The organism is Sphingopyxis sp. RIFCSPHIGHO2_12_FULL_65_19 (genome assembly GCF_001830555.1).
Classification (GTDB): domain Bacteria; phylum Pseudomonadota; class Alphaproteobacteria; order Sphingomonadales; family Sphingomonadaceae; genus Sphingopyxis.
In genome coordinates this window covers 43,801-70,073 of the sequence record NZ_MIAM01000069.1, presented here as the reverse complement: position 1 = coordinate 70,073, position 26,273 = coordinate 43,801, and the positions used below count along the sequence as shown (strand labels likewise).

Genomic DNA, 26,273 nt, shown 5'->3' with positions numbered 1-26,273 from the left:
CTCGGCATCATTTCGACGATCGCGGGCAAGGGCGATTATGTCATCCTCGACATCGACAGCCATGCGTCGATCTATGACGGGTGCAAGATGGGCGACGCCGAAATCGTCGCCTTCCGCCATAATGATGTCGAAGCACTCGAAAAACGGCTCAAGCGCCTGCCGCCCGAAGCCGGCAAGCTCGTCGTGCTCGAAGGTGTCTACTCGATGCTCGGCGACATCGCGCCGCTCAAGGAGATGATCCGGGTCTCGAAAGAAAATGGCGCGATGGTGCTGGTCGACGAGGCGCATTCGATGGGCTTCATCGGCGAACATGGCCGCGGCGTCGCCGAGGCGCAGGGCGTGCTGGACGATGTCGACTTCATTATCGGCACCTTCAGCAAGAGCGTCGGCACGGTCGGTGGCTTCTGCGTGTCGAACCACCCGAAGTTCGAGATATTGCGGCTCGTTTGCCGTCCCTATGTCTTCACCGCGTCGCTGCCGCCGAGCGTCGTCGCGACCGCGGCGACCAGCATCCGCAAGCTGATGCACGGATCGAACAAGCGCGCGCACCTGTGGGAAAACTCCAAAAAACTACACAAAGGCCTCCGCGACCTGGGCTTTACGCTCGGCACCGACGAGCCGCAGTCGGCCATCATCGCGGTGATCATGCCCGACCTGGAACGCGGGGCGATGATGTGGGAGGCGCTGCTCGAGGAAGGGCTGTATGTGAACCTGGCCCGGCCGCCGGCCACCCCCGCGGGCATGACCTTGCTGCGCTGTTCGCTGTGCGCGGAGCATAGCGGCGAGCAGGTTACCGAAATTCTCGCGCGCTTCGATCGCGCGGGCAAGCGCGCCGGGATTATCGGCTGAACCGAGCATCCCGCCCGACCAGCGGATTCCTTTTCGGGGCGAGTTGAAGCGGCGGCGTTGAGACAGGGGCTTCGGCGCTTTGCGGCGCCGCGCTCCTCCGGTAAGAGATGCGCGTGTTCGAGAGGGATATTGATAGCGAAAACGATGGTCGGCGGGAGCGTATTCGCTTCTGGTCGACGATCGTCCTCGGCGCGATCCTGACCGGCGTCGTCGGGGCGCTCGTCGTGCTGCTCGCGCGCGCCAACGACAATTACGACCGCTCGCTCGGCTGGCAGACGCAGAGCATGGAGGTCATTTCACAGACGCGGTCGGTCGATGCCGCGATCGCGCGCGCCGAAGCGGCGCTCGGCCGCTTTGCCGTCGGACTCCAGAAGGAGGACGGGCGCGTCTATGAATATCAATGGGGCCGCGCGCGGCAGTTCCTGGCGCAACTGCGCCGCAACGTTCGTGACAATCCGAAACAGATGGCGCTGGTCGAACAGCTGACGCGCGAAATGGACAGCCGCGGCGCGCAACTCGGCGATGCCGCGCTCAGCGCCAATTATAACCAGACCGTCGCCGCAATCTCGAAATTCTATGCCGCCGGCAAGGGCGAGGGGCTCGGCCGGATCGACAAGCTGCTGAGCGAGATTATCGCCAACGAGCGCGCGCTGCTCCGCGACCGCAACCGCCTGACCGCTGGCGACCGTGCCAACCTCAACCAGGCCATCCTCCTCTTTTCGCTGCTGGGCGCAGCCGCTGCGGTCATCGCGATCGGCGCTACCTTCTCGCTGATCCGCGCCGAAGGCGAGCGGCGCCTGGCGCGGCGCGAACAGCTGGTCGAGAGCGATCGTGCTATGCAGCTCGAAACCGCGGTCGAGGAACGGACCGCCGAACTGGCGCAGGCCAACGATGCGCTGCGCAGCGAGATGACCGAGCGAGAGGCCGCCGAGGCGCAACTGCGGCAAGCGCAAAAGATGGAAGCGGTCGGACAATTGACCGGCGGCATTGCACATGATTTCAACAATATGCTGGCGGTCGTCGTTGGCGGGCTCGAACTGGCGCAACGCTGGCTGCCGGGTAAACCCGAAAAGGCGCAGCGCCACCTTGCCAACGCGCTCGACGGGGCGAACCGCGCCGCCGACCTGACCCGGCGGCTACTGACCTTTGCGCGGTCCGAACCGGCACGCCCCGAAATGACGCCAATCGACGAGTGCATCGCAAGTTTCGCGCAGCTTATCGAACGCACGATCGGCGATCGCATCGCGCTGACGCTCGACCTCAACGCCGGCGATCTCGCTTGCTGGATCGACCGGCAGCAGTTCGAGAACGCGCTGCTCAACCTTGCGGTGAATGCCCGCGATGCAATGAACGGCCATGGTTTGCTGACGATTCGGACACTGGACGATGGCGATCGGTCGGCGGCGCTGGCCGTCCAGGTGATCGACACCGGGTGCGGCATGTCGCCCCAAGTGCTCGAACGCATCTTCGACCCCTTTTACACGACCAAGCCCGCTGGTCAGGGAACGGGCCTTGGCATGAGCCAGGTCTTTGCCTTTTGCCGCCAATCGGGCGGCGAGGTGCAGGTCGCGTCGAACGAGGGCGAAGGCACGAGCGTCGCGATGCTGCTGCCCGTCGCACAGCCGCAAGCCGCGGCCGAAATCGAAACTTTGCCCGGCGACAATAGCGGGTCGGACACGCCCGCCGACGCGCTCAGCATCCTGGTGGTCGAAGATGATGCGCGCGTGCTCGCAGCGACCGTCGACGCGGTCAGCGAACTCGGCCATACCGCCGTCGCATGCGGTAACCCGCTGGAGGCCGAGGCGCTGGTCGAAGGGCAGCTTGCCCAGGGGCAGGGTGGGTTCGACCTGATCCTGTCCGACGTGCTGATGCCCGAGCTCACCGGCCCTGAAATGGTCGCGCAGCTGAAGCAGCGTTGGCCCGAACTGTCGGTCTTGTTCGTGACCGGCTATGCCGGCGACGCCAGCGAAGACGCCGCCTTTGGCGACCATGACGTGCTGCGCAAACCCTTCACGCTCAGCGCGCTCGATCAGGCGATCCGGCGCAGCGGCGACAATCGGCCCGAGGGGCAGCGGCTCGCGAACTGAGCACCGGATTCAGCGGATCGCGCCGCCTTTGATCAGGCGCGGCACCAGCGTCAGCGCAGCAACCAACGGCCAGCGACGTTGCCACGGCTTGATTTCGATCTGCGTTCCCGCGTGTCGATTGATCTTCCACGCCAGATAATCGATCCCATCGGCATAGGTCAGGCTGGCCTTGCCCAGCCGCGCGATGCTGAGCGCCTTGCCCTCGATCCGTCGCCGCGCCCAGCCGCCGCTGCGTGTGCCGGAGGGGATGGCCGCGATCGCGGGAAGGCTGAAGCGTTCGTAACGTTCGGCATCGGCATCGACCACCGACTGCGCGCGGCTGGTCCGTTCGGCGCGCAGTTCGACCGAATAGGTCAGCGAAAAGGCACGCCGCCACCAGTCGAGCGGTGCCTCGCCAGCGATCGACCCGGCCGCCGCCAGCAACGTCGGGGCCGCGCGCGATACCGCAGCGATCGCGCGATCGCGCGCCGTATCGTCGACCGCCCACACCAGCCGCGACGGCTGGGCAAAGCGCGCCCACACCGACACATTGCGCGTCTCCGGCCCATTCAGGCGGTGAAAGTCGGCTTCACTGAGCACGGCATATTTGGCGATCAGGCCGCCGTGCTGGAACGGAAAGACATTCGGCGGGATCAGCCGGTTGGCGACCGCCATCCAGCGTTTCGGATAGGCATCGCCATAGTCGGACACGATCAGGTAGAAATCGAGCATCAGCCCGTCGAGCTCGCTCATCCGAAGGCAGCTGCCGTAAAAAAACACGGCGCGCGCGCTGCCCGGATATTGCGCCGCGATCGCCGCGGCCATCGCGCCGACGCGCGGGTCGACCGGGATCGCGACTTCTTCGCGGACAAGGTCGGCGATGGCGGTCACGCGGCGCTCAGGCAGCGAGGCGCAGGAACGGAACCGGCTGCGTCGACGTCAGGATGATCGGCATGCCGTTTTTCGCCTGGAAGATTTCGCCGTCGAGGATGACGTTCGACCGATCGCCCTCGATACGGATTTCGTCGCCCTGCTGGAAATGCACGCCTTCGAGCTGGCGCTGTCCCAGCGTTCCGCGCCACGTCGCGCCAAGCATACGCACCAGCGCGCCGAGACCGCGCTCGACCGCGAGCAATTTCATCTGCCCGCTCTCCCCCGCATTATCGTTGGTGCGAATGCTGAGCAGCAGCTTTTCGAGCGTTGTCACGATCAAGAGCGAGAATTTGCCCTTATATTCACCCTGGCGGATCAGCGACACGGTCATCGGTTCGGGTTTCGGCGGCAGGCGCCCCCCGCCCAGCCCGAACAACATGGCGAACAGGCCCAGGATCGCCGCCAGAAAATGCGAAACCCCATTCGGCAGGCCAAGCGGGTAGATGCGGTTGCGGCAATAGAGCATCACGTCGGCAAGATAGGCGCCGCCGAGGAACATGCCGAGCACCGGCCGCGTGTCGCCGCCGCTGTCGAGCGAGATGAGCTGGCGTTCGATCACATGATCTTCGAGCCGGCCGGTTTCGACCAGGTCGATCACCCGCTGCAACGCCTTGATCGGGTCGCCCGCGGCGCCGAGATCGAGCGCGATAAGGTTCGTCTTGCCATTCGGAAGCACCGCGACCGGCGGCGGTGAACCGCCGAAATGGCCGCCCGAATAGATTTCGGTCAACGCCGCCTGCACCGTCCCGTCGCCGCCGTTGATGACCACGACTCGCGGCCCGACCATCGCCATGGTACGGATGGCCTTTTCGATCTGGTCGACGTCTTCGACCTCGTAATGAAAAATATCGGGGTGCGCCGCGCAATATTCGCGAACCCGCGGCAACAGCGAGCGATTGCCCGTCGAGCGAGGATTCGAAAGGAGCGCGACGCTTGCCATCTGCCGTTACATATATTTCATCGAAATGGAGATCGTCCTGGGCGCGTCTCCAACCGAAAAGGCTGTCTTCTTGTAGCTCGGCTTGCCGAGGTTAAAGATGTTGATGCTGGGATTGTTGGACATCCCGCCGCCATCCTTGCTGATGTCGGTCTTGCCGTTGCCATTGACGTCGTGGCGCACCGCGATGCCATAGACGCCCGCTTCGGGCAGCGGGACGCAGACCGTCATCGATCCGGCGCGCGCCGGCACTTCGACGCGGGCCAGCCAGCGCCCCTTGGTCAGCCAGTCGGCCGACGTGCCGCGATAGCTTTGCACGCGAATCTTGCCGGTCGACGCCTTGACGCCGCTGATCTGCACCAGCGTCGACGGACCGCTTCTGCACTTCGACAGATCGTTCGAGATGACCCGGCCTTCCGCCTGTGCCGTCGCCGCGAACGCGAGCAACGAAACACCAAGCAGGGCGGATATAAATTTCGACATGACCTCAAAACCTCCAGAGGCTATAGCCATATCGGCGAACGGAAAACGCGCGCTGATATGGGTCCCTGTCGCCCTTGAATCGGCATATCGGAAACAACTGCGGCCAAATCATGGTGATGGGGCGACCAAAGATTGAATAAGCTTCCTGCCATCGACCGCTACATCGCGCGGCTCATTTTCTTCCCGATGCTCGGCACGCTGGTGCTGTCGGCAATGTTACTCGTGCTCGAAAAGATGCTGCGGCTGTTCGATTTTGTGGCGACCGAGGGCGGCCCGGTCAGCGTCGTGTGGCGGATGCTCGCCAACCTGATCCCCGAATATCTTTCGCTGGGCATCCCTATCGGGCTGATGCTGGGAATTTTGCTGGCTTTTCGGAAACTTGCGACGACCAGCGAGCTCGACGTGCTGAAGGGCGTGGGGATGAGCTTCGGGCGGCTGATGCGTATCCCCTTTGCCTATGCGATCGCGCTGGCGGCGCTCAATCTGGCGATCGTCGGCTTTATCCAGCCGGTCGCCCGCTACGCTTATGAAGGATTGCAGTTCGAGCTGCGATCGGGTGCGCTCGGCGCGTCGATCAAGGTCGGCGAATTCACCAAATTGGGTGACCGCATGACGCTGCGGATCGAGGAGAGCTACAACGACGGGCGCAGCTTGCGCGGCATTTTCGTCCGCGGCGAGCAGAGGGACGGGCAACGCGTGTCGGCGACCGCGGCGCGCGGGCAGTTTCTGGCGACCGACGATCCGAACACGATCATCCTGCGCCTGTCGCAGGGCGTGCTGATCCATGAATCGCCGAAATTCCCCGTTCCGCGCGTGCTGACTTTTGACAATCACGACCTGCCGATCCCGCTGCCCAAGATCGAGGCGTTTCGCCTGCGCGGCGGTGCCGACCGCGAAATGACGATCCCGGAGCTGTTCGTCGCGGGCAAGGACCAGAACCAGTCGGTGCAGACGCGGCTCGAATCGCGCGCGAATTTTCACTTCCGCATTGTCGAGGTCATGTCGATGTTCCTCATCCCGCTGATCGCGGTCGCGCTGGCGATCCCGCCAAAGCGGTCGACATCGTCGCTCGGCGTCTTCCTGTCGATCGTGCTGCTGGTGACCCAGCACAAGATCAACCAATATGCCGAAGACATGGGCGCGCGCGGCGTTGTCGATCCGCTGATCGCGCTGTGGGTGCCGTTCCTGTTATTCGCGGCGCTGGCGATCTGGATGTATTATGTCGTCGCGCATGTCCCCGGCGGCCAGCCGATCGGCGCTCTAGAGCGCGTCGCGGCCAAGGCGGCGCAGAAGATCCGGGGGATGCTCACGATGTTCCAGCGCAAGCCGCGGACGGCGGAGAGCCTGACCTAAATGCACCAGCTCCACTTTTTCCCGTCGCGGACGATGGCGCTCTATGTCGGCCGCCTGTTCCTCGTCCGCTCCTTTTCGATCCTCTTTGCGCTGGTGCTGATCCTCCAGACGCTCGACCTGTTAGGCGAAAGTGGCAAGATCCTGGCGGTCGCGGGCAACAGCGACTCGGACGTCTGGCGCTATGTCGGGATGCGGCTGCCGCAGATCATCGAGACCTTCCTGCCCTTTTCGGTGCTGCTCGGGACGATCCTGACCCTCATCACGCTCAATCAGAACAGCGAGGTCGTCGCGATGAAGGCGTCGGGCATGTCGGCGCACCAGGTGCTGGCGCCGCTGTTCCTTGCCGCGCTGCTCGTCGCCGGGGTCAGCTTTGCCTTCAACGAACGCATCGTCACACGTTCGACCGCGGCGCTCAGCGCCTGGCAAAAGGTCGAATATAAAAAGGTGCCGAAAGACAGCGGCATCCGTACCAATATCTGGGTCCGCGACGGCGACGACCTGATCAATGCGGCGACGGTCGATACCAGCGGGCCGGTGATCACGCTGGGCTATGTCACCATCTATGAACGCACCGGCGGCGTCTTGTCATCGATGCTGTCGGCCGACAGCGCACGCGCGGTGGCGGGCGGCGGTTGGGAAATGACCAATGCGCGGCGCTTCATCCGCCGGTCGGGGACGCTCGAACCGCTCGGCACGATCGTCGCGGCGAAAAATGTCCGCCCCGACCAGTTCACGCTGGCGCAGGTCGACGGCGACGCGCTGCCTTTTTGGGAGCTGCAATCGGCGATCGCCGATCTCGAGGCAGCGGGGCGTCCGGTCGGCGCGCTGAAGGGCGTGCTGTGGCACAAGATTTCGGGACCGCTGTCGGCGATATTGATGCCGCTGCTCGGCGCCGTCGCCGCGTTCGGCCTCGCTCGATCGGGCAAGCTGTTCATCCGCGCGATCCTCGGCATGGGCCTCGGCTTCGCCTATTTCGTCGCCGACAATTTCGCCCTCGCGATGGGCGATCTGGGGGCGTACTCGCCATTTCTGGCGGCGTGGGGGCCGTTCATATTGTTCGCGCTGATCGGCGAGATGATCTTGATCAGGACCGAGGAATAGCGATCGTTAGCGGCGGCTGGCGACCAGTTGCGGACCTATCCATCCTCGTCACCCCGGACTTGATCCGGGGTCCATGACGACGGTTCAGTTATGGATCCCGGATCAAGTCCGGGATGACGAAAGACAGCCAGCGAACGTCAACTCACCACCCCAAAGCCGCTTATCATCTGTCCGATGTCAGGCCCTCGCGCCTTTTGCCGAACCCGCCACCAGATTCGCGACCAGCTTCGGCAGGCTGTCGTAATTCGCACCATGATATTGCGAATCCGCGGGCAGCGTATCCTTCAACCGGCGATGCGCCTCGGCGAGCGAATGGTACGGCACGCCGGGCAGCAAGTGATGCAGCGCATGGTAGCGTAGCCCCACCGGCGCCCACAGCTCGGGCAGCAGGCCGGGCGGCGGGACGTTGACGCTGTCGAGGAACTGGCCGGTCACGGTCAGCACCGCGCCGTCATTTTCCCAGAGATGCGCAACGAGCGTGCGGACCTGGTTGAGAACCAAGGTCGCGGCGGCAATCGCGCCAAAGATGACGAGCGCGCGCAGCGGCACCCAGCCGAAGACGCCCGCGGCGATCAACAGGCTCGACCACGCCCACGCGCCGCCTTCCTGCCACGCCCATTGGCGGCGGAACTCGCCCTCGGGCGGCTTGCGGCGGAACAGCGGGTTGATGATCATCCCCGAATAGCGTTCGACGACGATCCGGCGCAGCGGCGGGATCAGGAACGACAGCGGGGTCAGCACCGCATAGCGAAACAGCAGCGCCAGCGGCGCGAACGCCGCAGCGATGACGAACAGCGGCACCGTCCACGGCTTCATCAGCGCGAGCGGCAGATATTCGGGATCGTCGACGGTGCCATATTTGGTGCGGTTGTGGTGCAGGCTGTGGATCCCCTCATACATGAACGACGGGATCAGCATCGGCACGCCGACGAGGATGTTCCACGCGAGGCGGAACCCCGGCAGCGCATTTTTGCGAATATGGGTGAGCTCGTGGATGAAGCTGCCCGCGCGATAAAGCGCGACGACGGCCACGACCGCGGCAACCAGCATCCACGCCGTCGAGGGCGCAAGGATCGCCGCCGCGATGCCGGCATAGCCGACAAAGGTCGACGCCAGCATGTCGGTCCAATAGATGCGCGGCGACGGCTGCACGAGATCGCGCGTCAGTTCCGACGCGGCACGGATCATCGCCATATCGTCGGCAATCGCCGACTTGGGCGTCTTGGTTGCCGACGGCGCGAAGGGAGTCGCGACCCGATCGGCGGGGGGATTGATCGTCGTCATAACGGTTCCAAAACCATATTTTCGTGGCAGCAAAATGGCCGAAAGCGGGTCGCCAGCGCCATGTCTATGCCCTAATGCGTCGCCACAAATATAGGTTCGGCATTTCAGGAAACCAGTATGAGCGGACATTCGCACGGCCCGATCACCATCCACCCGGTCAAGGACAAGGCCGATCTGCGCGAATTCGTCGAGCTTGCCTATCGCCTCAATCGCGGCGATCCGGCATGGGTGCCGCCGCTGAAGGGCGAAGTTTACGGCCTGCTGACCCCCGGCAAGAACCCCTGGTTCGAGCATGGCAAGGCCCGGTTTTTCCTGGCGCGCCGCGACGGGCGGACGATTGGGCGCATTTCGGCGCATATCGACGACCTCGCGCTTGCGCAGCCGGCCGAACAGGGCATGGGCCCCGGCACCGGCAACTGGGGCCTGCTGGAGGCGGAGGATGAGGAAAGCGCCCAGGCGCTGTTCGCGGCCGCCGAAGACTGGTTGCGCGCCCAGGGTATGCACCGTTCGCTTGGCCCCCTGTCCATTTCGATCTGGGACGAACCGGGCCTGCTGATCGAAGGCTTCGACAACCGGCCGACGGTGATGATGGGGCACAACAGCCCGCTGTATCGCGGCTGGGTCGAGGGTGCGGGATACCGTCCGGTCAAGCAGCTGCTGAATTATGACGTCGGGATCGTCGATGGCTTTCCGCCGCTGGTCAACCGCATCGTCGCGGCGGGCGAAAAAAATGCTCGCATCCGCATCCGCAAGGTCAACAAACGCCGGTTCGATGCCGAGGCGGCGTTGATCATGGGGCTGCTCAACGATGCATGGTCGGACAATTGGGGTTTCGTGCCGCTCACCGACAGCGAGATTGCCTATGTCGGCAAAAAGCTGAAGGACATCGTGTTCGAGGATCTGATCCGCGTCGCCGAAGTCGATGGCGAGCCCGTTGCCTTCATGATCGTGCTGCCCAACATCAACGAGCTGCTGATCGACATGGACGGGTCGCTGCTGCCCTTCAACTGGGCACGATTGCTGTGGTGGCTGCGCAAACCCAAAAGCCGCATCCTGCGCGTACCGTTGATGGGGGTCGCCAAGAAATTGCAGAACAGCCGCATGGCGAGCACGCTGGCGTTCATGATGATCGAATATATCCGCCGCGATGCGGTGCGCGATTATGGCACCGAGCGCGGCGATATCGGCTGGGTGCTCGACGACAATCAGGGGATGAACGCGGTCGCCGATGCGATCGAGGCCAAGGTCAACCGCGTGTATCAGATTTACGACAAATTGCTCTGACGGCTGGGACAGCTTTGCGACAAATGACCGCCATCGTGCGTTTGGGGCACGGAAAGGCTTTGTCATGGCAGTCCAATATCTTGCCGCCAACCGCTTCGGCCTGGGTCGCCGGTTCGACGATCCGCCGATCGACGACCCCAAGGCGTGGCTGACGCGCCAGATCGGCGATTATGACCCCGCGCCCCCCGCACTCGCGGCGCTGGCCGGGCGCGAGGCGATTGCCACCGCCTATGCCGAATATCGGGACGAACGACAGGCGATGCGGCGCGAGGCCAATGCCGCGGCGATGCGCGACGACGGGGATGCGATGTCCGACCCCATGCCCGACGCGATGCGTCGGATGTCGCGCGCCGGTTTCCGCCGTCATTATGTCGACGCCGCCGGGGCCCGGCTCGCCGCCGCGATTGCGACGCCCACCCCATTTGCCGAACGGCTGGTCCATTTCTGGGCCAATCATTTTGCAATATCCGCGGACAAGCAGACGGTCGTCGGCTTTGCGGGCCATTATGAAAATGCGGCGATCCGCCCGCATGTCATGGGTAAGTTTGCGGACCTGCTGATCGCCGCGGTGCGCCATCCGGCCATGCTGCTCTATCTCGACCAGGCGCAAAGTTTCGGGCCGGACAGCATCTTTGCGACGCGCATCCGCAACCGGGGCAAGCGGCAGGCGCCGGGGCTCAACGAAAATCTGGCGCGCGAGATATTGGAACTGCACACCCTCGGCGTGCGCGCCGGTTACACGCAAGCCGATGTGACGAGCTTTGCCAAGGCGCTGACCGGGCTGACCGTTGCGGGTCTCGGCCGCGGCGCCGGACAACGGCTGATGCCCGCCGACGCGCGGCCCGGCGAGACCTTGTTCGTCGGGCGGCTGCACCAGCCGGGACCGCAGACGATCCTCGGCAAATCCTATGGGCAGCCCGATGAAAAGCAGGCGGAGGCGGTGTTGCGCGACTTGGCCGTGCACCCGGCGACCGCGAAACATGTCGCAATCAAGCTCGCGCGCCATTTCACGGGCGACAATCCCCCGGCGGCGCTGGTCGACCGGCTGTCGGGCGATTTCCTCAGAACCGGCGGCGACCTGCCCTCGCTATACCGCACGCTGATCGCGTCACCCGAACCATGGGCGGCGGCGCCAACAATGTTCAAGTCGCCGTGGGACTGGACGGTGTCGATGTTGCGGGCATTGAAAAACCCCGCGCTCGGCGAGCGGCAGAATATCGCCGCGATGTTCGCCCAGCTCGGCCAGCCGGTGTGGCGCCCCGGATCGCCCAAGGGCTATGACGATATGGTCGCGACCTGGGCCGGGTCGGCGGCCTTGATGCAGCGCGTCGAACTCGCGAGCCGCGTCGCGGGGCGGATCGGCGACCGTGCCGACGCGCGCGTGCTGGCGCCGCTCATCCTCGCCGACGCGCTAACCCCCGAAACCGCCCAAGCCATCGGCCGCGCCGACAGCCCCGGACAGGGCATCGCCATGCTATTCGCCAGCCCGACCTTTCTGCGGAGATAGACGATGATCCTTTCACGCCGCTCGATCATCCTGTCGGGGATCACCGTCGCCGCCGCGGGGGCATTGCCCGGTTTCGCCTATGCCGCCGCGGGCACGCCGAAACGCCTTGTCTTCATCATCCAGCGCGGCGCCGCCGACGGTCTCGCTATCGTCGCACCGACGGGCGACCCCGCGCTGGCCGCCGCACGCCGCGCGATGGCCGACGAAACGGCCGGCGGCGCGAAGCTCGACGGCATGTTCACGCTGCACCCCGCGCTGGCCGCCACCGCGGGACTATATATGGGAAAACAGGCGCATTTCGCCCACGCCATCGCCACCGCCTATCGCGACCGATCGCATTTCGACGGGCAGAATATGCTCGAAGGCGGCGGATCGCGGCCTTATGGCCGCGACGATGGCTGGATCGGACGATTGCTGACCCTTCTCCCCCCCGCCGAACGCGATGCGATTGCGATTGCCCCGGCGGTCCCGCTCGCCCTGCGCGGCTCGGTGCAGGTCGGCACCTATGCGCCAAGCCGCCTGCCGCAGGCCGACGCCGACCTGATCGCGCGCCTCTCCGCGCTATACGCCAATGATCCGCTGCTTCATCCGCTGTGGGACAGCGCGATCAAGACGCAGGAATTGGCGGGCGACATCGGCGGCAACAATGGCCGCAATGGCGCCGACCTCGGCAAGCTGGCGGCATCGCTGATGCTGCCGGCCGATGGCGCGCGCGTGATGATGGTCGAAACCGGGGGCTGGGATACCCACAGCGGCCAGCGAGGCCGGCTGGCGGCGCAACTCCGCGGGCTCGACCAGCTGATCGGCGCGCTCCAAGCCGGGCTGGGGTCCGCGTGGAGCGACACCCTTGTCATCGTGGCGACCGAGTTCGGCCGCACGGTCGAGGTCAACGGCACCGGCGGCACCGACCATGGCACCGCATCGACCGCGATGCTGCTGGGCGGCGGCTTGAACGACGGCGGCAAGGTGTCGGCCGACTGGCCCGGCCTTGGCAACGCAGCGCGGTATGAAGGCCGCGATCTCAAGCCGACGCGCAGCCTCGAAAGCGTGATCGCGGGCGCGGTCGCGCATCATTATGCGCTCGACCCGGGGCGGGTGATGTCGACGCTGTATCCTGAGGCCTGAGGGTTAAAGAATGCCTGAAGGACTCCGTTGAACGAAGCCCTGCCGTGTCCCCGCGAAGGCGGGGACCCATCTCCGGTTGGCTCGATAAAGCACCGACTGGTGATGGGCTGCCGCCTTCGCGGGAGCTCACAGATTTTTCACTCAAAGTTTTGATTTACGCCAGCACCGCCCAGGTCGGCGCGTGGTCGCTGGCCTTCTCGCGACCGCGATGATCCTTGTCGACGCCCGCATCGACCAGCCGGTCGGCAAGCGCAGGGCTCAAAAGCAGGTGATCGATGCGAAAGCCGTGATCGCGCTGCCACCCGCCCGCCTGATAATCCCAGAAGGTCCAGATGCCGCCCGCCGGATGGCGGCTGCGGATCGCGTCGGTCCAGCCGTCACCGAGCAGGCGGAACCAAGCGTCGCGCGATTCGGGCTGCATCAGCGCATCGGTCGCCATCGCACGTGGGTCCCACACATCGTCGTCGTGCGGGATGACATTATAGTCGCCGGTCAGGATCGTCGGGATTTCGCTTTCGAGGAGGAATTTCGCGCGCTCGCGCAGCCGCGCCATCCAGCGCAGCTTATAGTCGAATTTTGGCCCCGGTTGCGGGTTGCCGTTGGGAAGGTAGATCGACGCGACGCGGATGCCATGGACATCGGCCTCCAGATAGCGCGACTGCTCATCCTCGGCTTCGCCCGCCAGCCCGCGCTGCACCTCGACCGGGTCTGCGCCCTTGGCAAGGATGGCGACGCCGTTGAACCCTTTCTGGCCGTGATAGAGGAAACCATAGCCCGCCGCCTCGATCTCCTTGGTCGGCATCGTCTCGTCGCTCGATTTCAGTTCCTGCAAACAGGCGATATCTGGCTGGGTTTCTTCCAGCCATTCGACAAGGCGCGGTAGACGGGCCTTGATCCCGTTGATGTTGAAGGTCGCGATTTTCATCGGCTTGCTATGGCAGCAAGCACGCCGCTGCGAAAGATGTCAGATAGAGAAGCTCGACCCGCACCCGCAGCCCGATGCCGCGTTCGGATTTTCGACCTTGAACGACGATCCGCCGAGCGAATCGACAAAATCGACGATGCAGCCGCGGACCAGGTCGATACTGACCGGGTCGACGACCAGTTTCACCCCGTCGGTTTCGGTCACAATGTCATCGGCGTCGATGTCGTCGGCCAGCCCGAAACGATAGGTGAAGCCCGAACAGCCGCCGCCATCGACGGCGAGGCGCAGCGCCGCGTCGGCGTCGCCCTTTCGGTTGGCGATCCAACGAACGCGCGCGGCGGCGGCGGGCGACAGGGTGATATCGGAAAGCTGCGAGGCCATGAACGCTAGATAGGCGCTTTATTCCAAATGAAAAGGGCGCCGCGACGGTTGACCCGCCTGGCGCCCCTCCTCTCCGACCCGGTTAAGCTTGTTATTCGGGACCGCCCATCGCGACATTCTTGCCCGTGATCGCGGCGATCGCCATCTGGTCCGACCGGACGAACGGCATCGGATTGACCGGCGCGCCTTCGATGCGGACTTCATAATGGAGGTGGTTGCCGGTCGAACGGCCGGTCGAGCCGACGAAACCGAGGACATCGCCCTTCTTCACCGACTGGCCGGGCGTCACGACATAGGACGACATGTGGCCGTAGCGCGTCTGGATGGCATTGCCATGTTCGACTTCGACATAATTGCCATAGCCGCCGAGACGCTGGGCGCGGCCGACGATGCCGTCGGCGGTCGCGTAAATCGGGGTGCCGTGCGGCGCCGGAATGTCGATGCCATTGTGGCGCGCAACCTTGCCGGTAACCGGGTGGACGCGCATGCCATAGGAGGATGAAAGCGACATCTTGTCGATCGGGCGGCGCGACGGCACCGCAACGCCGATCGAGGCGGTCAGGCCGGTGTCGAGGCGCTTCCACGCCTGGAAAATCGCGCGGGCTTCGCTGTCTTCGCCGGCCGACGGAACGCCCGCGGTGAAGCTGTCATCATCGGGTTCATCGGGAGCGATAATGCCGGCGTCGGCACTGGTTTCGGCGGCGTGGACGGCGGGCGTCGCCAGTCCGAAACATGCTGCCGCACAGAGAATCGCGACTTGCTGCAACTTCTGCGTCAGAAGAGTGTTTATCAAAATACGACCCCGCGTTTGCCATGTCGCCAAAGTCCGAAAATGGGCCTTGGTGCCGGTGTTTCTTGGTTTGGATGATTGCTCATCCCCCGCGGAAGCCTGTGTGCTGTTCCAATCCTTACGAAGCAATAACAGCGTAGAATTCTTGCGTTAAACCGGCGTCGTGGCGCGCCGAGTCGTTGAACGGAGGCTTCAACGCGCCGCGAAAACGCGATTTCACAAGGGCGTGCCACGTTTCAACGACATTGAATCCCCTTTCGTCGCACTTCCAGCCGAACCAGTCTGTGCCGGCGCGCACATGGCGAATTTCGTCGTTGTAAATACGCGATAAAATCTTCGCCGATGTCTCGTCGCCCACGGCACGGAAGCGCGCGACGGTTGACGGCGTGACGTCGAGCCCGCGCGCCTCCAGCACCATCGGAACGATCGCAAGGCGCGCCAGCGCATCGTCGGCCGTAACTTCTGCCGATTCCCATAAACCGGCGTGCGCGGGAAGGTCCCCGTAAAAACTGCCAAACTGGCGCAGGCGCCGGTCGAGCAGCGCGAAGTGCATCGCCTCGTCAGCGGCGACCGCGATCCAGTCGTCGACGAATGCGCGCGGAAATTCCGCGCCGAAGCGGCCGATCAGATCGACCGCCAGGTCGATCGCGACAAATTCGATATGCGCGAGTGCGTGGAGCAGCGCGATCCGACCGCGCGCCGAACCACCCTTGCCGCGCCGTGGCATCGCATTGGGGGGCAGCAATTCGGGCGCCGCGGGCCACGCCGGACGGTCGGGCATCGGCGTGTCGCAGCGATGCTCCAGGTCACCGCGCCGCCACGCGCGCGCAAGTCCGCGCGCCGCGCGGCGCTTTTCATGCGGGTCCGGCGTCAGCAGAACCGCGCGTGCGGCATCGCCCAGCGTCGACATGTCAAAGTGCTTTTGCCGCCTCCAGCACAGCGTCGGCATGGCCTTTGACGCGCACCTTGCGCCATTCCTTGGCGAGTTTGCCGTCGGCGCCGAACAGGAAGGTCGACCGATCGATCCCTATGTAGGTCCGCCCGTAATTCTGCTTTTCGACCCAGGTACCGAACGCCTCGCACCCCGTGCCATCCTCGTCGGAGGCAAGGCGCACGGTCAGGCCATATTTGTCGCGAAACTTGCAAAGCTTGGCCGGCGCATCGCGCGATACGGCGAGGACCTGCGCATTCAGATGCGCAAATTCGGGCGCTAGCCGGGTAAAGTCCTGCGCCTCGGTCGTGCAGCCCGGCGTATCCGCCTTGGGATAGAAATAGACAACCAGCGGTGCGCCGTTCATCGCGGCGAGGTCGATCACCGCACCGTCGGCATCGAGAAGCGTGACCGCGGGAATCGCATCGCCTATTTGGGGGCCGCTCATGATCCTGTCTCCTGCTGCGCGGGGGCGGCGGGCCGAATCGAGGCCCACCAGTTGGCAATCTCCTGCCGCGCTGCGTCGTGCGCGGCAAGCAGTTGCGGCCAGCCGGGTTCGCCACATGCGGCAGCGACGAGTTGCCGCGCCGCGGCGGTGGGGGGCTCGCCCTCGGGCGCGGTCAGCCGCAGCATGACAAGCATCCGCGCGAGCAGGCCGTGCGCGTCGCAAACCTCGGGCGGTGCCAGTCCTGCCGCCTTCAGGCACGCCAGCGCGGCCGCGATATTCGGATCATGGCACCGGCCACTGGCAAGCTGCGTCACCTGCATCGCAAATTCGAGGTCTACGAGACCGCCAGGACCACCCTTAATGTCGAGCGCACCCTGCGCAGGTTTATGCGCCGCGATCTTGTCTCGCATCGCCGCGGCGTCGGCGGCCAGCCGATCCACATCGCGCGGCGTGGCGAGCAGCGCGCCGATAATCTGCCGAAACTCCGCCATCGCGGCATCCGAACCATAGACAGGCCGCGCGCGGAGGAGTGCCATATGTTCCCACGTCCACGCCTCTTCGCGCTGGTAGCGTTCAAAGCTGTCGAGCGTAACCACCAGCGGACCCTGCGCGCCCTGCGGCCTCAGCCGCGTGTCGACGTCGTAAAGCTTGCCCGCCGCGGTCGGCACCGACATCGCCGCAGTCACGCGCTGCGCGAGGCGGTTGTAATAGGTCGTCGCGCCGAGCGGCCGCGGTCCGTCCGATTCGGCGAGATGGTCGCCGGTGAACAGGTAGATGAGATCGAGGTCCGACGCATGCGTCAACGCCCGTCCACCGAGCCGGCCAAGCGCGAGCACGACGAGTTCGCTGTCCGGGACACGGCCGTGCGCCTGGACAAATTCGGCGACCGTCGCATCGGCGAGCACTTGCAGCGCGGCTTCGGCCAGGTCGGAATAACCGCACGCGATCGCTAGCGGGTCGGTCGCCCCCGCGATGAGTTGCACGCCATAGGCAAAGCGCCGTTCGCCAACGCGGTCGCGCACCCGGTCGAGCAACCGTTCATAATCGAGCCCCGCCAGGCCCGGCGCCCATTCGGCCCGCAGCTCCGCCTTGTTCGCCGGGGCCTCGAACGCGCGCTTGTCGATCAGCCCTTCGATCAGTTCGACGCGCGCAGCCAAAGCCTCGGCCAGCGTCGGGGCGAGCGAAAGCGTCCGCGTCGCGATTTTAGCGAGGTCGGGTTGCGCCGCGAGCAGGTGGAAAAAGCCCACCGCGCTCGGCAGCCCGCCGACCAGCTTGTCGAAGCGCAGCAGGGTCGCTTGCGGGTCGGGCGCTGCCCCCAGCGCCTTGACCAGTTCGGGCAGCACCGTTTCGAGCGCGCCCTGCGCCGCCGGGCTTCGCAGCGCGCGCAGCTTGCCGCCGCGCCATTCGGCGATCGTGCGCAGCGCGGCATCGGGCGGATCGAATCCCGCCACGATCAATTCGGCCGCCAATCCGCCTTCGTCGCGCGGGAGGCCCCTCGTCGCCGCGCGTTCGGAGACCAGCCGGTCGTAGCAGACGCCGACGTCGGTCACGACGGGTTCGAGCACCGCAAGCAGCCCCGCACCGTCGGCCTCGCCGTCCAGCCGCGCGACGCAATCGAGCGCGGCCGGTTGCGTCGGCAGGCTGTGCGTCTGCTGATCCTCGATCATTTGCAGTCGATGTTCGATGCGGCGCAGCGTCGCGTAATGGCCCGACAGCCGATCGGCGACCTCTGGCTCGATCCGCCCCGCCGCAGCGAGCGCGGCGAGCGCGTCGAGCGTCGCGGGAACGCGCAGCGACGGGTCGCGCCCGCCATAGATCAGCTGGTGAACCTGCGCGAAAAACTCGATCTCGCGAATGCCGCCGCGCCCGCGTTTCAGGTCGAAACCGGGACCGAACGCCTGGCCTTGCGCAAAATGGTCGCGAATCCGGTCGCTCATCGCGCCGATTTCCTTCAATTGCCGGAAATCGAGGCTGCGCCGCCAGATGAACGGCTGGATCGCCGCAAGAAAGCCCTCGCCCAGCGCGCGGTCCCCGGCCGAAGCGCGGCTGCGAATGAAGGCGGCCTGCTCCCACGCGAGCGCTTCGGATTCATAATAGGAAATGGCCGCGCTTTCGGGGAGCACGATCGGCGTCACTTCGGGATGCGGGCGGAGGCGGAGGTCGACGCGCAGCACATGGCCGTCGCCAGTGCGCGCCGACAGGATTTCGGTCATCCGCCGGGCGATCCGCACCGCGGCCTCGCCCGGATCGTCGCGTGCGCGGCGCGGCAGCGTTTCGGGATCGAAGATCAGGATCGGGTCGATGTCCGACGAATAATTGAGTTCGTGGCTGCCCAGTTTGCCGAGCGCGATGACCGACAGGCCGCGCGGCGGCTCGCCCGGCACGCGTTCGGCAAAAGCCGCAGCAAGCGCGGCATCGCACGCACGGTCGGCAAAGTCCGACAAGAGCCGTGTTGTCGTCGGGACATCATGTTCGCCGGACAGGTCACCCAACGCGAGAAGCAGCGCCATGCGGCCGCGCCACTGGCGCAGCGTTCGCATGACGTCGTCGTCGACTGACGGTACGGCGACCGCCGCAAGCGCGGCATCGGTGCCATCTACGAGATATTGCGCCACCTCATCGGGGTATAGTTCGGCGAGCCGCGCAAGGAAGGGCGCGTGCGCGGTGAGCCGGTCGAGCGCCGACTGGCGGCTGGAAGCGTCCACGAGTGTCATCGTCGGCCGCTATCGCCCGGCACCCGCAACGTCGCAACCCCGCCGTTGCAAAAGATGGTTCAGGCCGGGATCGTGCTTTCGTCGAAGAACAGCACCTGCGAAATCGCCGCGCGCAGCGTCGCAGGCTGGTACGGTTTGGTGAGCAGGAAAGCCGGTTCGGGCCGGTCGCCGGTGAGCAGCCGTTCCGGAAAAGCGGTAATGAAGATGACGGGAACCTGGAGGTCGGCCAGGATTTCCTGCACCGCCTCGATCCCCGAGCTGTTGTCGGCAAGCTGGATGTCGGCGAGCACGAGGCCGGGTTGATGCTTTTGCGCCTCGTCAACCGCTTCGCGGTGCGTCGTCGCGACGCCAACGACGTCGTGGCCGAGTTCGCGGACGATCATTTCGATGTCCATAGCGATGATCGGTTCATCCTCGATGATCAGGATGCGCGCGCGCGTCTGGCGGTCGATTTCGTCGGTCGCATCGGCAATCAGCGCGCGCACCGTTTCGACGTCGCGGCCGATGATCCGCCCCGTATCCTCGAAATTGAAACCCTCGACGGCGGTCAGCAGCAAGGCCTGGCGGGCGAGCGAGGGGATACGGCGCAGCCGCGCGTCGGCGATCGCAATTTCGGTCCGCGCACCTTCGTCGCTTGCCGCGGCCTGTTCCGCGATCAGTCCGAAATTGTCATGCACCATGCGATAAAGCTGGATGCGCAAATCGGCACTGGTGTCGACGGCGCCCGGATTCGCGACCAGCGTTTCAAGCAGTCGGGCGACCAGCATATCGCCGCTCTGCTGGCTGCCCGAAATGGACCGGCCATAACGCCGCAGATAAGGAAGATGCGGCGCAACCGACTGACCCAATGACATATTCTACCTCCTGAAAGTGACGAAACAGGGGACGGACCGCCCTGAAAAGGGACATTTTCCCGCGCCTTCCCGCCCGCATCCGATATATTTCGACGTTATGGAACGATTTAGCCGCAAATTGGTTTCATGGGGAAGAAACAAACGCACCATTGCTCTTTGGTTCACGCGCGGTTAGCAAAAGGTCCCATGTCCAGCGGATGCCCCCATAATGTCGTCTAAATCCGGTTCGCCGCGCGGCGAAGCCTTGGGCAAGAACGCGGAAAAAAAATCTCCCGCCAAGGGGCAGGACGTCAACGGCGCCCTGCGCCGCGCCTATGAAACCACGGTGGACGAGACGATTCCGCAATCCTTGCTGGATTTGCTGAGCAAGCTCGACTGACGTCAGCGCCGATATCGCGCATCAAAATCGCGCTGGAACGTTGCAAACATCCCCGCGCCGATCGCACCGCGCATCCCCTGCATCAAGTCCTGATAGAAATGCAGATTGTGCTGCGTCATCAGCATCGCCCCCAGCATTTCGCCCGAACGCACAAGATGGTGCAGATAGGCACGCGACCAGGTCGCGCATACCGGGCAACCGCATGACGCATCGAGCGGTGCCTGATCCTCGGCAAATTTCGCGTTGCGTATGTTCAGCGGACCATCCCAGGTAAAGGCCTGCCCGTTGCGGCCCGAGCGCGTCGGCAGCACGCAATCGAACATATCGACCCCGCGCGCCACCGCGCCGACCAGGTCGTCAGGCTTGCCGACCCCCATCAGATAACGCGGCTTGTCGGCGGGAAGCTGGCCGGGGGCATAATCGAGGACGCCGAACATCGCCGCCTGCCCCTCCCCCACCGCGAGTCCGCCGATCGCATAGCCGTCGAACCCGATGTCGGTCAGCGCCGCCGCCGAGCGCGCGCGCAATTTCTCGTCGAGCGATCCCTGCTGGATGCCGAACAGCGCAGATCGCGCGGCATGGTCGTCGCCCGCGTCGAAACCGGCGCGGCTGCGCGCGGCCCAGCGCATCGAACGCTCCATGCTTTCCTCGGCGCGCTGGGCATCGACGCCGTTCGGCGGGCATTCGTCGAACGCCATCACGATGTCACTGCCGAGCAGGCGCTGGATTTCCATCGAGCGTTCGGGGGTCAGCATATGGCGCGACCCGTCGAGGTGGCTCTTGAACGCCACGCCCTCTTCGCTCTGTTTGGTCAACGCCGACAGGCTCATCACCTGATAGCCGCCGCTGTCGGTCAGGATCGGCCGGTCCCAGCCCATGAAATTATGGAGGCCGCCCAGCCGTGCCATGCGCTCCGCGGTCGGACGCAGCATCAGGTGATAGGTGTTGCCAAGTATGATGTCCGCGCCGGTGGCGCGCACTTCGGCAGGGCGCATCGCCTTGACCGTCGCGGCGGTGCCGACGGGCATGAACGCGGGCGTTCGGATTTCGCCGCGCTGCATCCGGATCACGCCGGTGCGTGCGACGCCATCGGTCGCGGCGATCGAAAAGGCGAATCTGTCGGTCATGGCGCGCGCCTATGACCGCGCGCGGTTCAAAAGTCGAGGTGGGCGATCAGGCCCTGGCTTCCTCACTCGACGGCTCTTCGGCTGCCGCCTTTGCCTTTTCCTTCGGCTTTTCCTTTTCAAAAATCTTGATCAGCTCGCGCTTCTTCGTATCGGACAAGCCCTTTTCGGCCTCCGGGAACATCTCTTCCTCTTCCTCGTCGATGTGATGGAGGTAGCGATCCTTCATCGTGCGAAAGCGGGTCAGCCAGCCCGTCGAGGAGAAGTCCATTTCGTAAAGTTCGGTCAGGAAATCTTCGATCTCCTTATGCTCGGCGACGCTGTGCTGCGCTTCATCGCGCAGGTCCGGGTTCGCCAGCATCGTCGCATAAAGCGACATTTCTTCGGATGCGGCGTGCGCGGTCACCTCCACGCGAAACGTCTCGAACAAATAGCGTCGCTCGTCGCTGTCGCCCTGCGTCGCGTCGATGCGGTCGAGCAGTTCGCGGTGGCGGTCGTGGTCAGCCTTGAGCCGGGCGAAGATTTTTGTTTCGGTCATGTCGGTCTCCGTGGGTGAACGATCGGAGATAATACGATCCAGCGTCGGCAGGGTTCCGGGTCAGGCCGCCTTCCAGTCGGCGGTGGTCGTGAATGACGGCAGCGCGAGCGCGCTCGTCTGCTGCGCCGCGGCCGCGATCAGATAGGGCGACACGCGGTGCCGCGTGCAAAGCCCGCCATTGCCGTCGCTGACCATCGTCTGTTCAAACTCGACGCCCTGCTGATGCTTCATCGACCGGCGGACGGTCGCGGTCACCAGCTGCCCCTCGCCGAAATCAATGACGAAGCGCGTGCCGACGGGAACATCCAATATCCCCTCGATAAAGGCGCCGGTCGCGGACAGGTTGCGGATGACCACGCCGTAACGATGGTTGTCGTGGATTGCCCCGACCTTGCGGAACAACGAGAAACGATCGTTGCGCTGGCGCGCCGGTCCCGTCGGCTTGATCGTCCACGACCCCGCCTCGGCATGTGCCAGCAGCTCATCGTGCGGGACGGCCTTGCTGTAGACATAGCCCTGGACGTGGCTGACGTTCAGCTTGCGAACCAGGTCGAGCTGGTCGAGCGATTCGATGCCTTCGGCGGTCGTTTCCATGTCGAGCGCCTCGGCAAGCGCGACGATCGCGGCGATGATCGCGCCGTTGCGCGACCCCGGAATCGTCGCATCGCGGACAAAGCTCTGGTCGATCTTGATCTTGTCGAAGGGCGCCGATTGCAGATAGCCGAGCGACGAATAGCCCGTTCCGAAATCGTCCAGCGCCAGGCGGACGCCCAGATTCTTCAGCGCGTCGAACATCCGGCTGGTTTCCGCCGAATCGGCAAGGAACACGCTTTCGGTAATTTCCAGTTCCAGCCGGTCAGGCGCCAGTCCGGTCGCTGCCAGTGCGTTCGCAACGACCTTTGGCAGGTCGGGGTTCGCGAACTGGATCGGCGAGACATTGACCGCGACCCGCATATCGCCCGGCCAGCGCGCCGCATCCTCGCACGCCTTGCGAAGCACCCATTCGCCAAGCGGCCAGATCAGATTGGCTTCCTCCGCGATCGGAATGAACACGCCGGGCGAAATCCGTCCGCGTTCGCGGTGCGTCCAGCGCACGAGCGCCTCGACCCCGGTCACCATGTCCGACCGCGAATTGACGACCGGCTGGTAACCAAGCTCGATTTCGCCGCGCGCGAGCGCATCGCGCAGATCTTCTTCGAGCACGCGCCGGTCTTCGGCCGCCTGGTGCAGGTCGCTCGAATAAAAGGCGAAGCGGCCGCGGCCATTCCCCTTTGCGGCATAAAGCGCAAGATCGGCGTTGCGGACCAGATCGTCGCTGCTGAGGCCATCGAACGGCGCGATCGCCACGCCCACCGACGCACCGATGATGCAGCGGCTTCCCTCGACCGAATAGGGCTGCGACAGGCTGGCGATGATATCGGCCGCCATGTCACCCAGCTTGCCGCGATCTTCGATGTCGGGAAGGATGATCTGGAACTCGTCGCCGCCAAGGCGGCTCACCATTTCCTTGTCCCCGACGATCTTCAACAAGCGTTCGGCGACCTGTTTCAACAGCGCATCGCCCGCCGGGTGGCCGAGCGTGTCGTTGACCTGCTTGAAACGGTCGAGGTCGAGCAGCATGATCGCGCACGACCGCTGCTGCTGCGCGAAGGCTGCAAGCGTCGCGTCGAGCTTTTTCGAGATGTGGAAGCGGTTGGCGAGCCCGGTCAGCGAATCATAGAGCGCAAGGCGCGAGGCATCCTCGGCCGATCGGCGCTGCGCGGTGACGTCGGTGCCGCTGCCGCGATAGCCCGTGAACTTGCCCGCCGCGTCGAACTGCGGCCGGCCCGAAATCGCCCACCAACGATCGTCGCCCTCAAAGGCGCTGCGCAGCGGCAGCTGCTCAAACTTGGACTGCCGGGTCAACAGGAATGGCAGCGTGCGCTGGCGTTCGCCATGGCTGTCGACGGGCAGGAACAGGTCGACAAGCGGCGTACCAAGCAGCGCGCCGCTTGTCCGCCCCATCAATCGGGCCACCGAATCGGTGATATAGGTTAGCCGCCCCTTGGCATCGGTCGACCAGAACCATCCCTGGCCGCTTTCCTCATAATTCTGGAGGAGCGCCAATGCTTCGTGGGTGTGCAGGTTCGGCGCGGCGTCGCCGCGCTGTTTGCCGATCCGCGCGCCCAGAACGCCAAAGAAGCCGCGCGGGACGTCTTCGACACTCTCTACCCGGTCGCCGGACTCGATCCGCGATGGCAATTCCATCCAATAAACTCTTCAGCTGATCCCCACAGTCCTGCCGCTATGCCGACAAGGCATTGCGATAGTGTAAATATCTAAGGGTCTGTCCGAACAGGCCATTTTTGAATGGCTTGACCGCGGACAAGGATTGTCGACCCGCGCGCCGCGCAAAGATGGTCAGCCGCGCTTTTCCGGCAGCAACAGGCTCGCGTCACCGTAGCTATAGAAACGATAATGATCCTGGATCGCGTGGGCATAGGCCGACTGCATCACATCAAGCCCCATCAGAGCGCTGACCAGCATGAACAGGGTCGATCGCGGCAGGTGAAAATTGGTCATCAGCCCGTCGATGGCCTTGAAACGATAGCCGGGCGTGATGAAGATCGCCGTATCCCCCGCGAAAGGCGCGATGATACCGTCGTCGCGTGCCGCGCTTTCCAGCAGCCGGAGGCTGGTGGTGCCCACCGCGATCACGCGGCCGCCCGCGGCGCGCACCGCATTGAGCCGGTCCGCGGTATCGGCGTCGATCCGTCCCCACTCGGCATGCATGACATGATCTTCGGTATGGTCGGCTTTTACCGGCAGGAAGGTGCCCGCGCCAACGTGCAGTGTCAGCGTTTGGGTCCCGACGCCGGCCGCGGCCAGCGCGGCCAGCAGCTCGGGCGTGAAGTGCAGCGCCGCGGTGGGCGCCGCGACCGCGCCATCTTCGCGCGCGAACATCGTCTGGTAATCGGCGCGGTCCGCATCGTCGGTCGCGCGTTTGCCGGCGATATAGGGTGGCAGCGGCATCGTCCCTGCGCGTTCGAGCAGCACTTCGACTGGTTCGTCGCCGGCGAAGGCAAGGACGAAGCTGCCGTCGGGCAAGCGTTGTTCGGCCAGCGCCATGACCCCCGCCCCGAAATCGACCGTCTCGCCAACGCGCAGCCGTTTGGCGTTGCGGACGAACGCCTGCCAGCGGCGGAGGTCGATCCGCTTGTGGAGCGTGGCGCCGATTTTGGCGTCGCCGCGACGGCCCTCGAGCTGCGCCGGGATGACACGCGTGTCGTTAAAGACGAGGCAGTCGCCGGGGCGCAGCCATTGCGGCAGGTCGCCGACGCCCGCATCGACGATCCGGTCGCCATCGACGACCAGCATCCGCGCCGAATCGCGCGGGCGGGCCGGACGGAGCGCTATGCGCTCGTTCGGCAATTCAAAATCAAAGGCGTCGACGCGCATGGCTGGGGTCCGATTCCGGCGGGCGCGCCCTCGCGCTTACGGGTTGATCGGGGCGTTGAGTTCGTCGACGGTCGGTGCGGCCGTCGGCGCGGGAACCGCTTCGACCAGCGCCGACGCCGGCGGCACCGGCTTGTTGTCGGCCGCGACCGACACCTGGACCATGCGCGACATCACCGCCGGCGGCTCGCCCTTCTGGATCGCGTCGACATATTGCATCCCCGACACGACACGGCCGAAGGCGGTGTAGCGACGGTCGAGCGCGAAGCGCGGCTGGAGCATGATAAAAAACTGGCTGTTCGCGCTGTCCTCGCTCTCGGCGCGCGCCATCGACAATGTGCCGCGCAGGTGCGGCGTGACGTTGAATTCGGCCTTGAGGTCGGGAAGCTGCGAGCCGCCCTGCCCCGTCGCCGTCGGATCGCCCGTCTGCGCCATGAAGCCGTCGATGACGCGGTGGAATTTCACCCCGTCATAAAAGCCGGCGCGCGCTAGCTGTTTCAGCCGGTCGACATGGTTGGGCGCGACGTTGGGATAGAGCTGGATCACGACCCGCCCGCCCGTCGACAGGTCGATATTGAGCATATATTCGGGATTGCCGATATATTGGTCGGGGGTCATCGCGGGCACCGCAGGGACTTCGGTCGCGGCGGGTGCGTCGGTCGCCGCAGACGCTGCGGGCGGCGCGTCCACCGGCGCCGGGGCCGGGCTTTCCGGCGGCGCGGGCTGGCTTTCTTCGGGGTTCGGCGCGGGCGCGGGCGGCGCCTCCTGCGCGATGGTCGCGCCTGCAAGGCCGAACGCCATCACGGTAAGAACCAAGGGGCGGAAGGATGAT

24 protein-coding genes are annotated in these 26,273 nt (G+C 65.0%); 8 read left to right on the top strand and 16 right to left on the bottom strand.

Annotated elements, in window-relative coordinates; all coding sequences use genetic code 11:
* The coding region (locus A3E77_RS18910; protein WP_293649064.1) for an aminotransferase class I/II-fold pyridoxal phosphate-dependent enzyme at positions 1 to 849 on the top strand (849 nt) is incomplete at its 5' end.
* Positions 850 to 962: 113 nt separating this feature from the next.
* On the top strand, positions 963 to 2,936 hold the full coding sequence (locus A3E77_RS18905; protein WP_293649061.1) for an ATP-binding protein: 1,974 nt from the start codon (positions 963 to 965) through the stop codon (positions 2,934 to 2,936).
* Positions 2,937 to 2,945: 9 nt separating this feature from the next.
* Here A3E77_RS18905 and A3E77_RS18900 read toward each other — a convergent pair whose 3' ends face one another.
* Genes A3E77_RS18900 through A3E77_RS18890 form a run of 3 tightly spaced genes read right to left on the bottom strand, consistent with a single transcriptional unit; the run spans position 2,946 to position 5,268 of the window.
* Entirely contained in the window at positions 2,946 to 3,806 is an 861-nt protein-coding gene (locus tag A3E77_RS18900) for a hypothetical protein (RefSeq protein WP_293649058.1), read from the bottom strand.
* A 7-nt stretch (positions 3,807 to 3,813) separates the two neighbouring features.
* The gene (locus tag A3E77_RS18895; protein WP_293649055.1) at positions 3,814 to 4,788 is read right to left on the bottom strand and encodes a diacylglycerol/lipid kinase family protein; all 975 of its coding nucleotides are present in this window, start codon (positions 4,786 to 4,788) and stop codon (positions 3,814 to 3,816) included.
* 6 nt (positions 4,789 to 4,794) lie between these two features.
* Positions 4,795 to 5,268: a DUF2141 domain-containing protein gene (locus A3E77_RS18890; RefSeq protein WP_293649052.1), complete on the bottom strand. Its 474-nt coding sequence runs from the start codon at positions 5,266 to 5,268 to the stop codon at positions 4,795 to 4,797.
* 132 nt (positions 5,269 to 5,400) lie between these two features.
* On the opposite strand from A3E77_RS18890, the gene lptF reads away from it, so the two are divergent.
* Together lptF and lptG are read left to right on the top strand one after the other, a co-directional pair.
* Positions 5,401 to 6,621 carry an LPS export ABC transporter permease LptF gene (lptF, locus tag A3E77_RS18885; RefSeq protein WP_293649049.1) on the top strand — a complete coding sequence of 407 codons (1,221 nt, stop codon included), beginning with the start codon at positions 5,401 to 5,403 and terminating at the stop codon, positions 6,619 to 6,621.
* Positions 6,622 to 7,722: an LPS export ABC transporter permease LptG gene (gene lptG / locus A3E77_RS18880; RefSeq protein WP_293649046.1), complete on the top strand. Its 1,101-nt coding sequence runs from the start codon at positions 6,622 to 6,624 to the stop codon at positions 7,720 to 7,722.
* Positions 7,723 to 7,899: 177 nt separating this feature from the next.
* Here lptG and A3E77_RS18875 read toward each other — a convergent pair whose 3' ends face one another.
* The gene (locus A3E77_RS18875) at positions 7,900 to 9,006 is read right to left on the bottom strand and encodes a fatty acid desaturase family protein (protein WP_293649043.1); all 1,107 of its coding nucleotides are present in this window, start codon (positions 9,004 to 9,006) and stop codon (positions 7,900 to 7,902) included.
* 117 nt (positions 9,007 to 9,123) lie between these two features.
* Here A3E77_RS18875 and A3E77_RS18870 point away from each other — a divergent pair, with 117 nt between their 5' ends.
* The 3 genes from A3E77_RS18870 (at position 9,124) to A3E77_RS18860 (ending at position 12,922) form a co-directional block, all read left to right on the top strand.
* On the top strand, positions 9,124 to 10,290 hold the full coding sequence (locus tag A3E77_RS18870) for an N-acetyltransferase (protein ID WP_293649040.1): 1,167 nt from the start codon (positions 9,124 to 9,126) through the stop codon (positions 10,288 to 10,290).
* Positions 10,291 to 10,354: 64 nt separating this feature from the next.
* Positions 10,355 to 11,797, top strand: coding sequence for a DUF1800 domain-containing protein (locus A3E77_RS18865; protein WP_293649037.1), 1,443 nt, complete (start codon positions 10,355 to 10,357; stop codon positions 11,795 to 11,797).
* Between the two features lie 3 nt (positions 11,798 to 11,800).
* Complete coding sequence (locus A3E77_RS18860) at positions 11,801 to 12,922, top strand: DUF1501 domain-containing protein (protein ID WP_293649034.1); 1,122 nt, start codon at positions 11,801 to 11,803, stop codon at positions 12,920 to 12,922.
* A 154-nt stretch (positions 12,923 to 13,076) separates the two neighbouring features.
* On the opposite strand, the gene xth is transcribed toward A3E77_RS18860, so the two are convergent.
* The 7 genes from xth to A3E77_RS18825 form a co-directional block, all read right to left on the bottom strand.
* Complete coding sequence (gene xth, locus A3E77_RS18855; protein ID WP_293649031.1) at positions 13,077 to 13,847, bottom strand: exodeoxyribonuclease III; 771 nt, start codon at positions 13,845 to 13,847, stop codon at positions 13,077 to 13,079.
* Between the two features lie 39 nt (positions 13,848 to 13,886).
* Positions 13,887 to 14,228, bottom strand: a complete 342-nt coding sequence (gene erpA / locus A3E77_RS18850; RefSeq protein ID WP_293649028.1) for an iron-sulfur cluster insertion protein ErpA — start codon at positions 14,226 to 14,228, stop codon at positions 13,887 to 13,889.
* Positions 14,229 to 14,319: 91 nt separating this feature from the next.
* Entirely contained in the window at positions 14,320 to 15,021 is a 702-nt protein-coding gene (locus A3E77_RS18845; protein ID WP_293649025.1) for a M23 family metallopeptidase, read from the bottom strand.
* A gap of 115 nt (positions 15,022 to 15,136) precedes the next feature.
* Positions 15,137 to 15,928, bottom strand: a complete 792-nt coding sequence (locus A3E77_RS18840) for a ferritin-like domain-containing protein (protein ID WP_293649022.1) — start codon at positions 15,926 to 15,928, stop codon at positions 15,137 to 15,139.
* Position 15,929: 1 nt separating this feature from the next.
* Positions 15,930 to 16,397, bottom strand: a complete 468-nt coding sequence (locus tag A3E77_RS18835) for a peroxiredoxin (RefSeq protein ID WP_293649019.1) — start codon at positions 16,395 to 16,397, stop codon at positions 15,930 to 15,932.
* Positions 16,394 to 19,111, bottom strand: coding sequence for a bifunctional [glutamine synthetase] adenylyltransferase/[glutamine synthetase]-adenylyl-L-tyrosine phosphorylase (locus tag A3E77_RS18830; protein ID WP_293649016.1), 2,718 nt, complete (start codon positions 19,109 to 19,111; stop codon positions 16,394 to 16,396). The genes A3E77_RS18835 and A3E77_RS18830 overlap by 4 nt, the downstream gene beginning before the upstream one ends.
* Before the next feature lie 59 nt (positions 19,112 to 19,170).
* Complete coding sequence (locus A3E77_RS18825; RefSeq protein ID WP_293649013.1) at positions 19,171 to 19,965, bottom strand: response regulator; 795 nt, start codon at positions 19,963 to 19,965, stop codon at positions 19,171 to 19,173.
* A 244-nt stretch (positions 19,966 to 20,209) separates the two neighbouring features.
* On the opposite strand from A3E77_RS18825, the gene A3E77_RS18820 reads away from it, so the two are divergent.
* Positions 20,210 to 20,344, top strand: coding sequence for a NepR family anti-sigma factor (locus A3E77_RS18820; protein ID WP_293649010.1), 135 nt, complete (start codon positions 20,210 to 20,212; stop codon positions 20,342 to 20,344).
* Positions 20,345 to 20,346: 2 nt separating this feature from the next.
* Here A3E77_RS18820 and tgt read toward each other — a convergent pair whose 3' ends face one another.
* The 5 genes from tgt to A3E77_RS18795 all read right to left on the bottom strand — a co-directional run bounded on the left by tgt (position 20,347) and on the right by A3E77_RS18795 (position 26,242).
* Positions 20,347 to 21,471: a tRNA guanosine(34) transglycosylase Tgt gene (tgt, locus tag A3E77_RS18815; RefSeq protein WP_293649007.1), complete on the bottom strand. Its 1,125-nt coding sequence runs from the start codon at positions 21,469 to 21,471 to the stop codon at positions 20,347 to 20,349.
* Between the two features lie 46 nt (positions 21,472 to 21,517).
* Positions 21,518 to 22,006 (bottom strand): hemerythrin domain-containing protein, encoded by a 489-nt coding sequence (locus A3E77_RS18810; RefSeq protein ID WP_293649004.1) that lies wholly within the window; start codon positions 22,004 to 22,006, stop codon positions 21,518 to 21,520.
* 60 nt (positions 22,007 to 22,066) lie between these two features.
* On the bottom strand, positions 22,067 to 24,253 hold the full coding sequence (locus A3E77_RS18805; protein WP_293649001.1) for an EAL domain-containing protein: 2,187 nt from the start codon (positions 24,251 to 24,253) through the stop codon (positions 22,067 to 22,069).
* Positions 24,254 to 24,406: 153 nt separating this feature from the next.
* Positions 24,407 to 25,444: a tRNA preQ1(34) S-adenosylmethionine ribosyltransferase-isomerase QueA gene (gene queA / locus A3E77_RS18800; protein ID WP_293648998.1), complete on the bottom strand. Its 1,038-nt coding sequence runs from the start codon at positions 25,442 to 25,444 to the stop codon at positions 24,407 to 24,409.
* Positions 25,445 to 25,480: 36 nt separating this feature from the next.
* Positions 25,481 to 26,242 carry a peptidylprolyl isomerase gene (locus A3E77_RS18795; protein WP_293648995.1) on the bottom strand — a complete coding sequence of 254 codons (762 nt, stop codon included), beginning with the start codon at positions 26,240 to 26,242 and terminating at the stop codon, positions 25,481 to 25,483.
* Between the last annotated feature and the right edge of the window lie 31 nt (positions 26,243 to 26,273).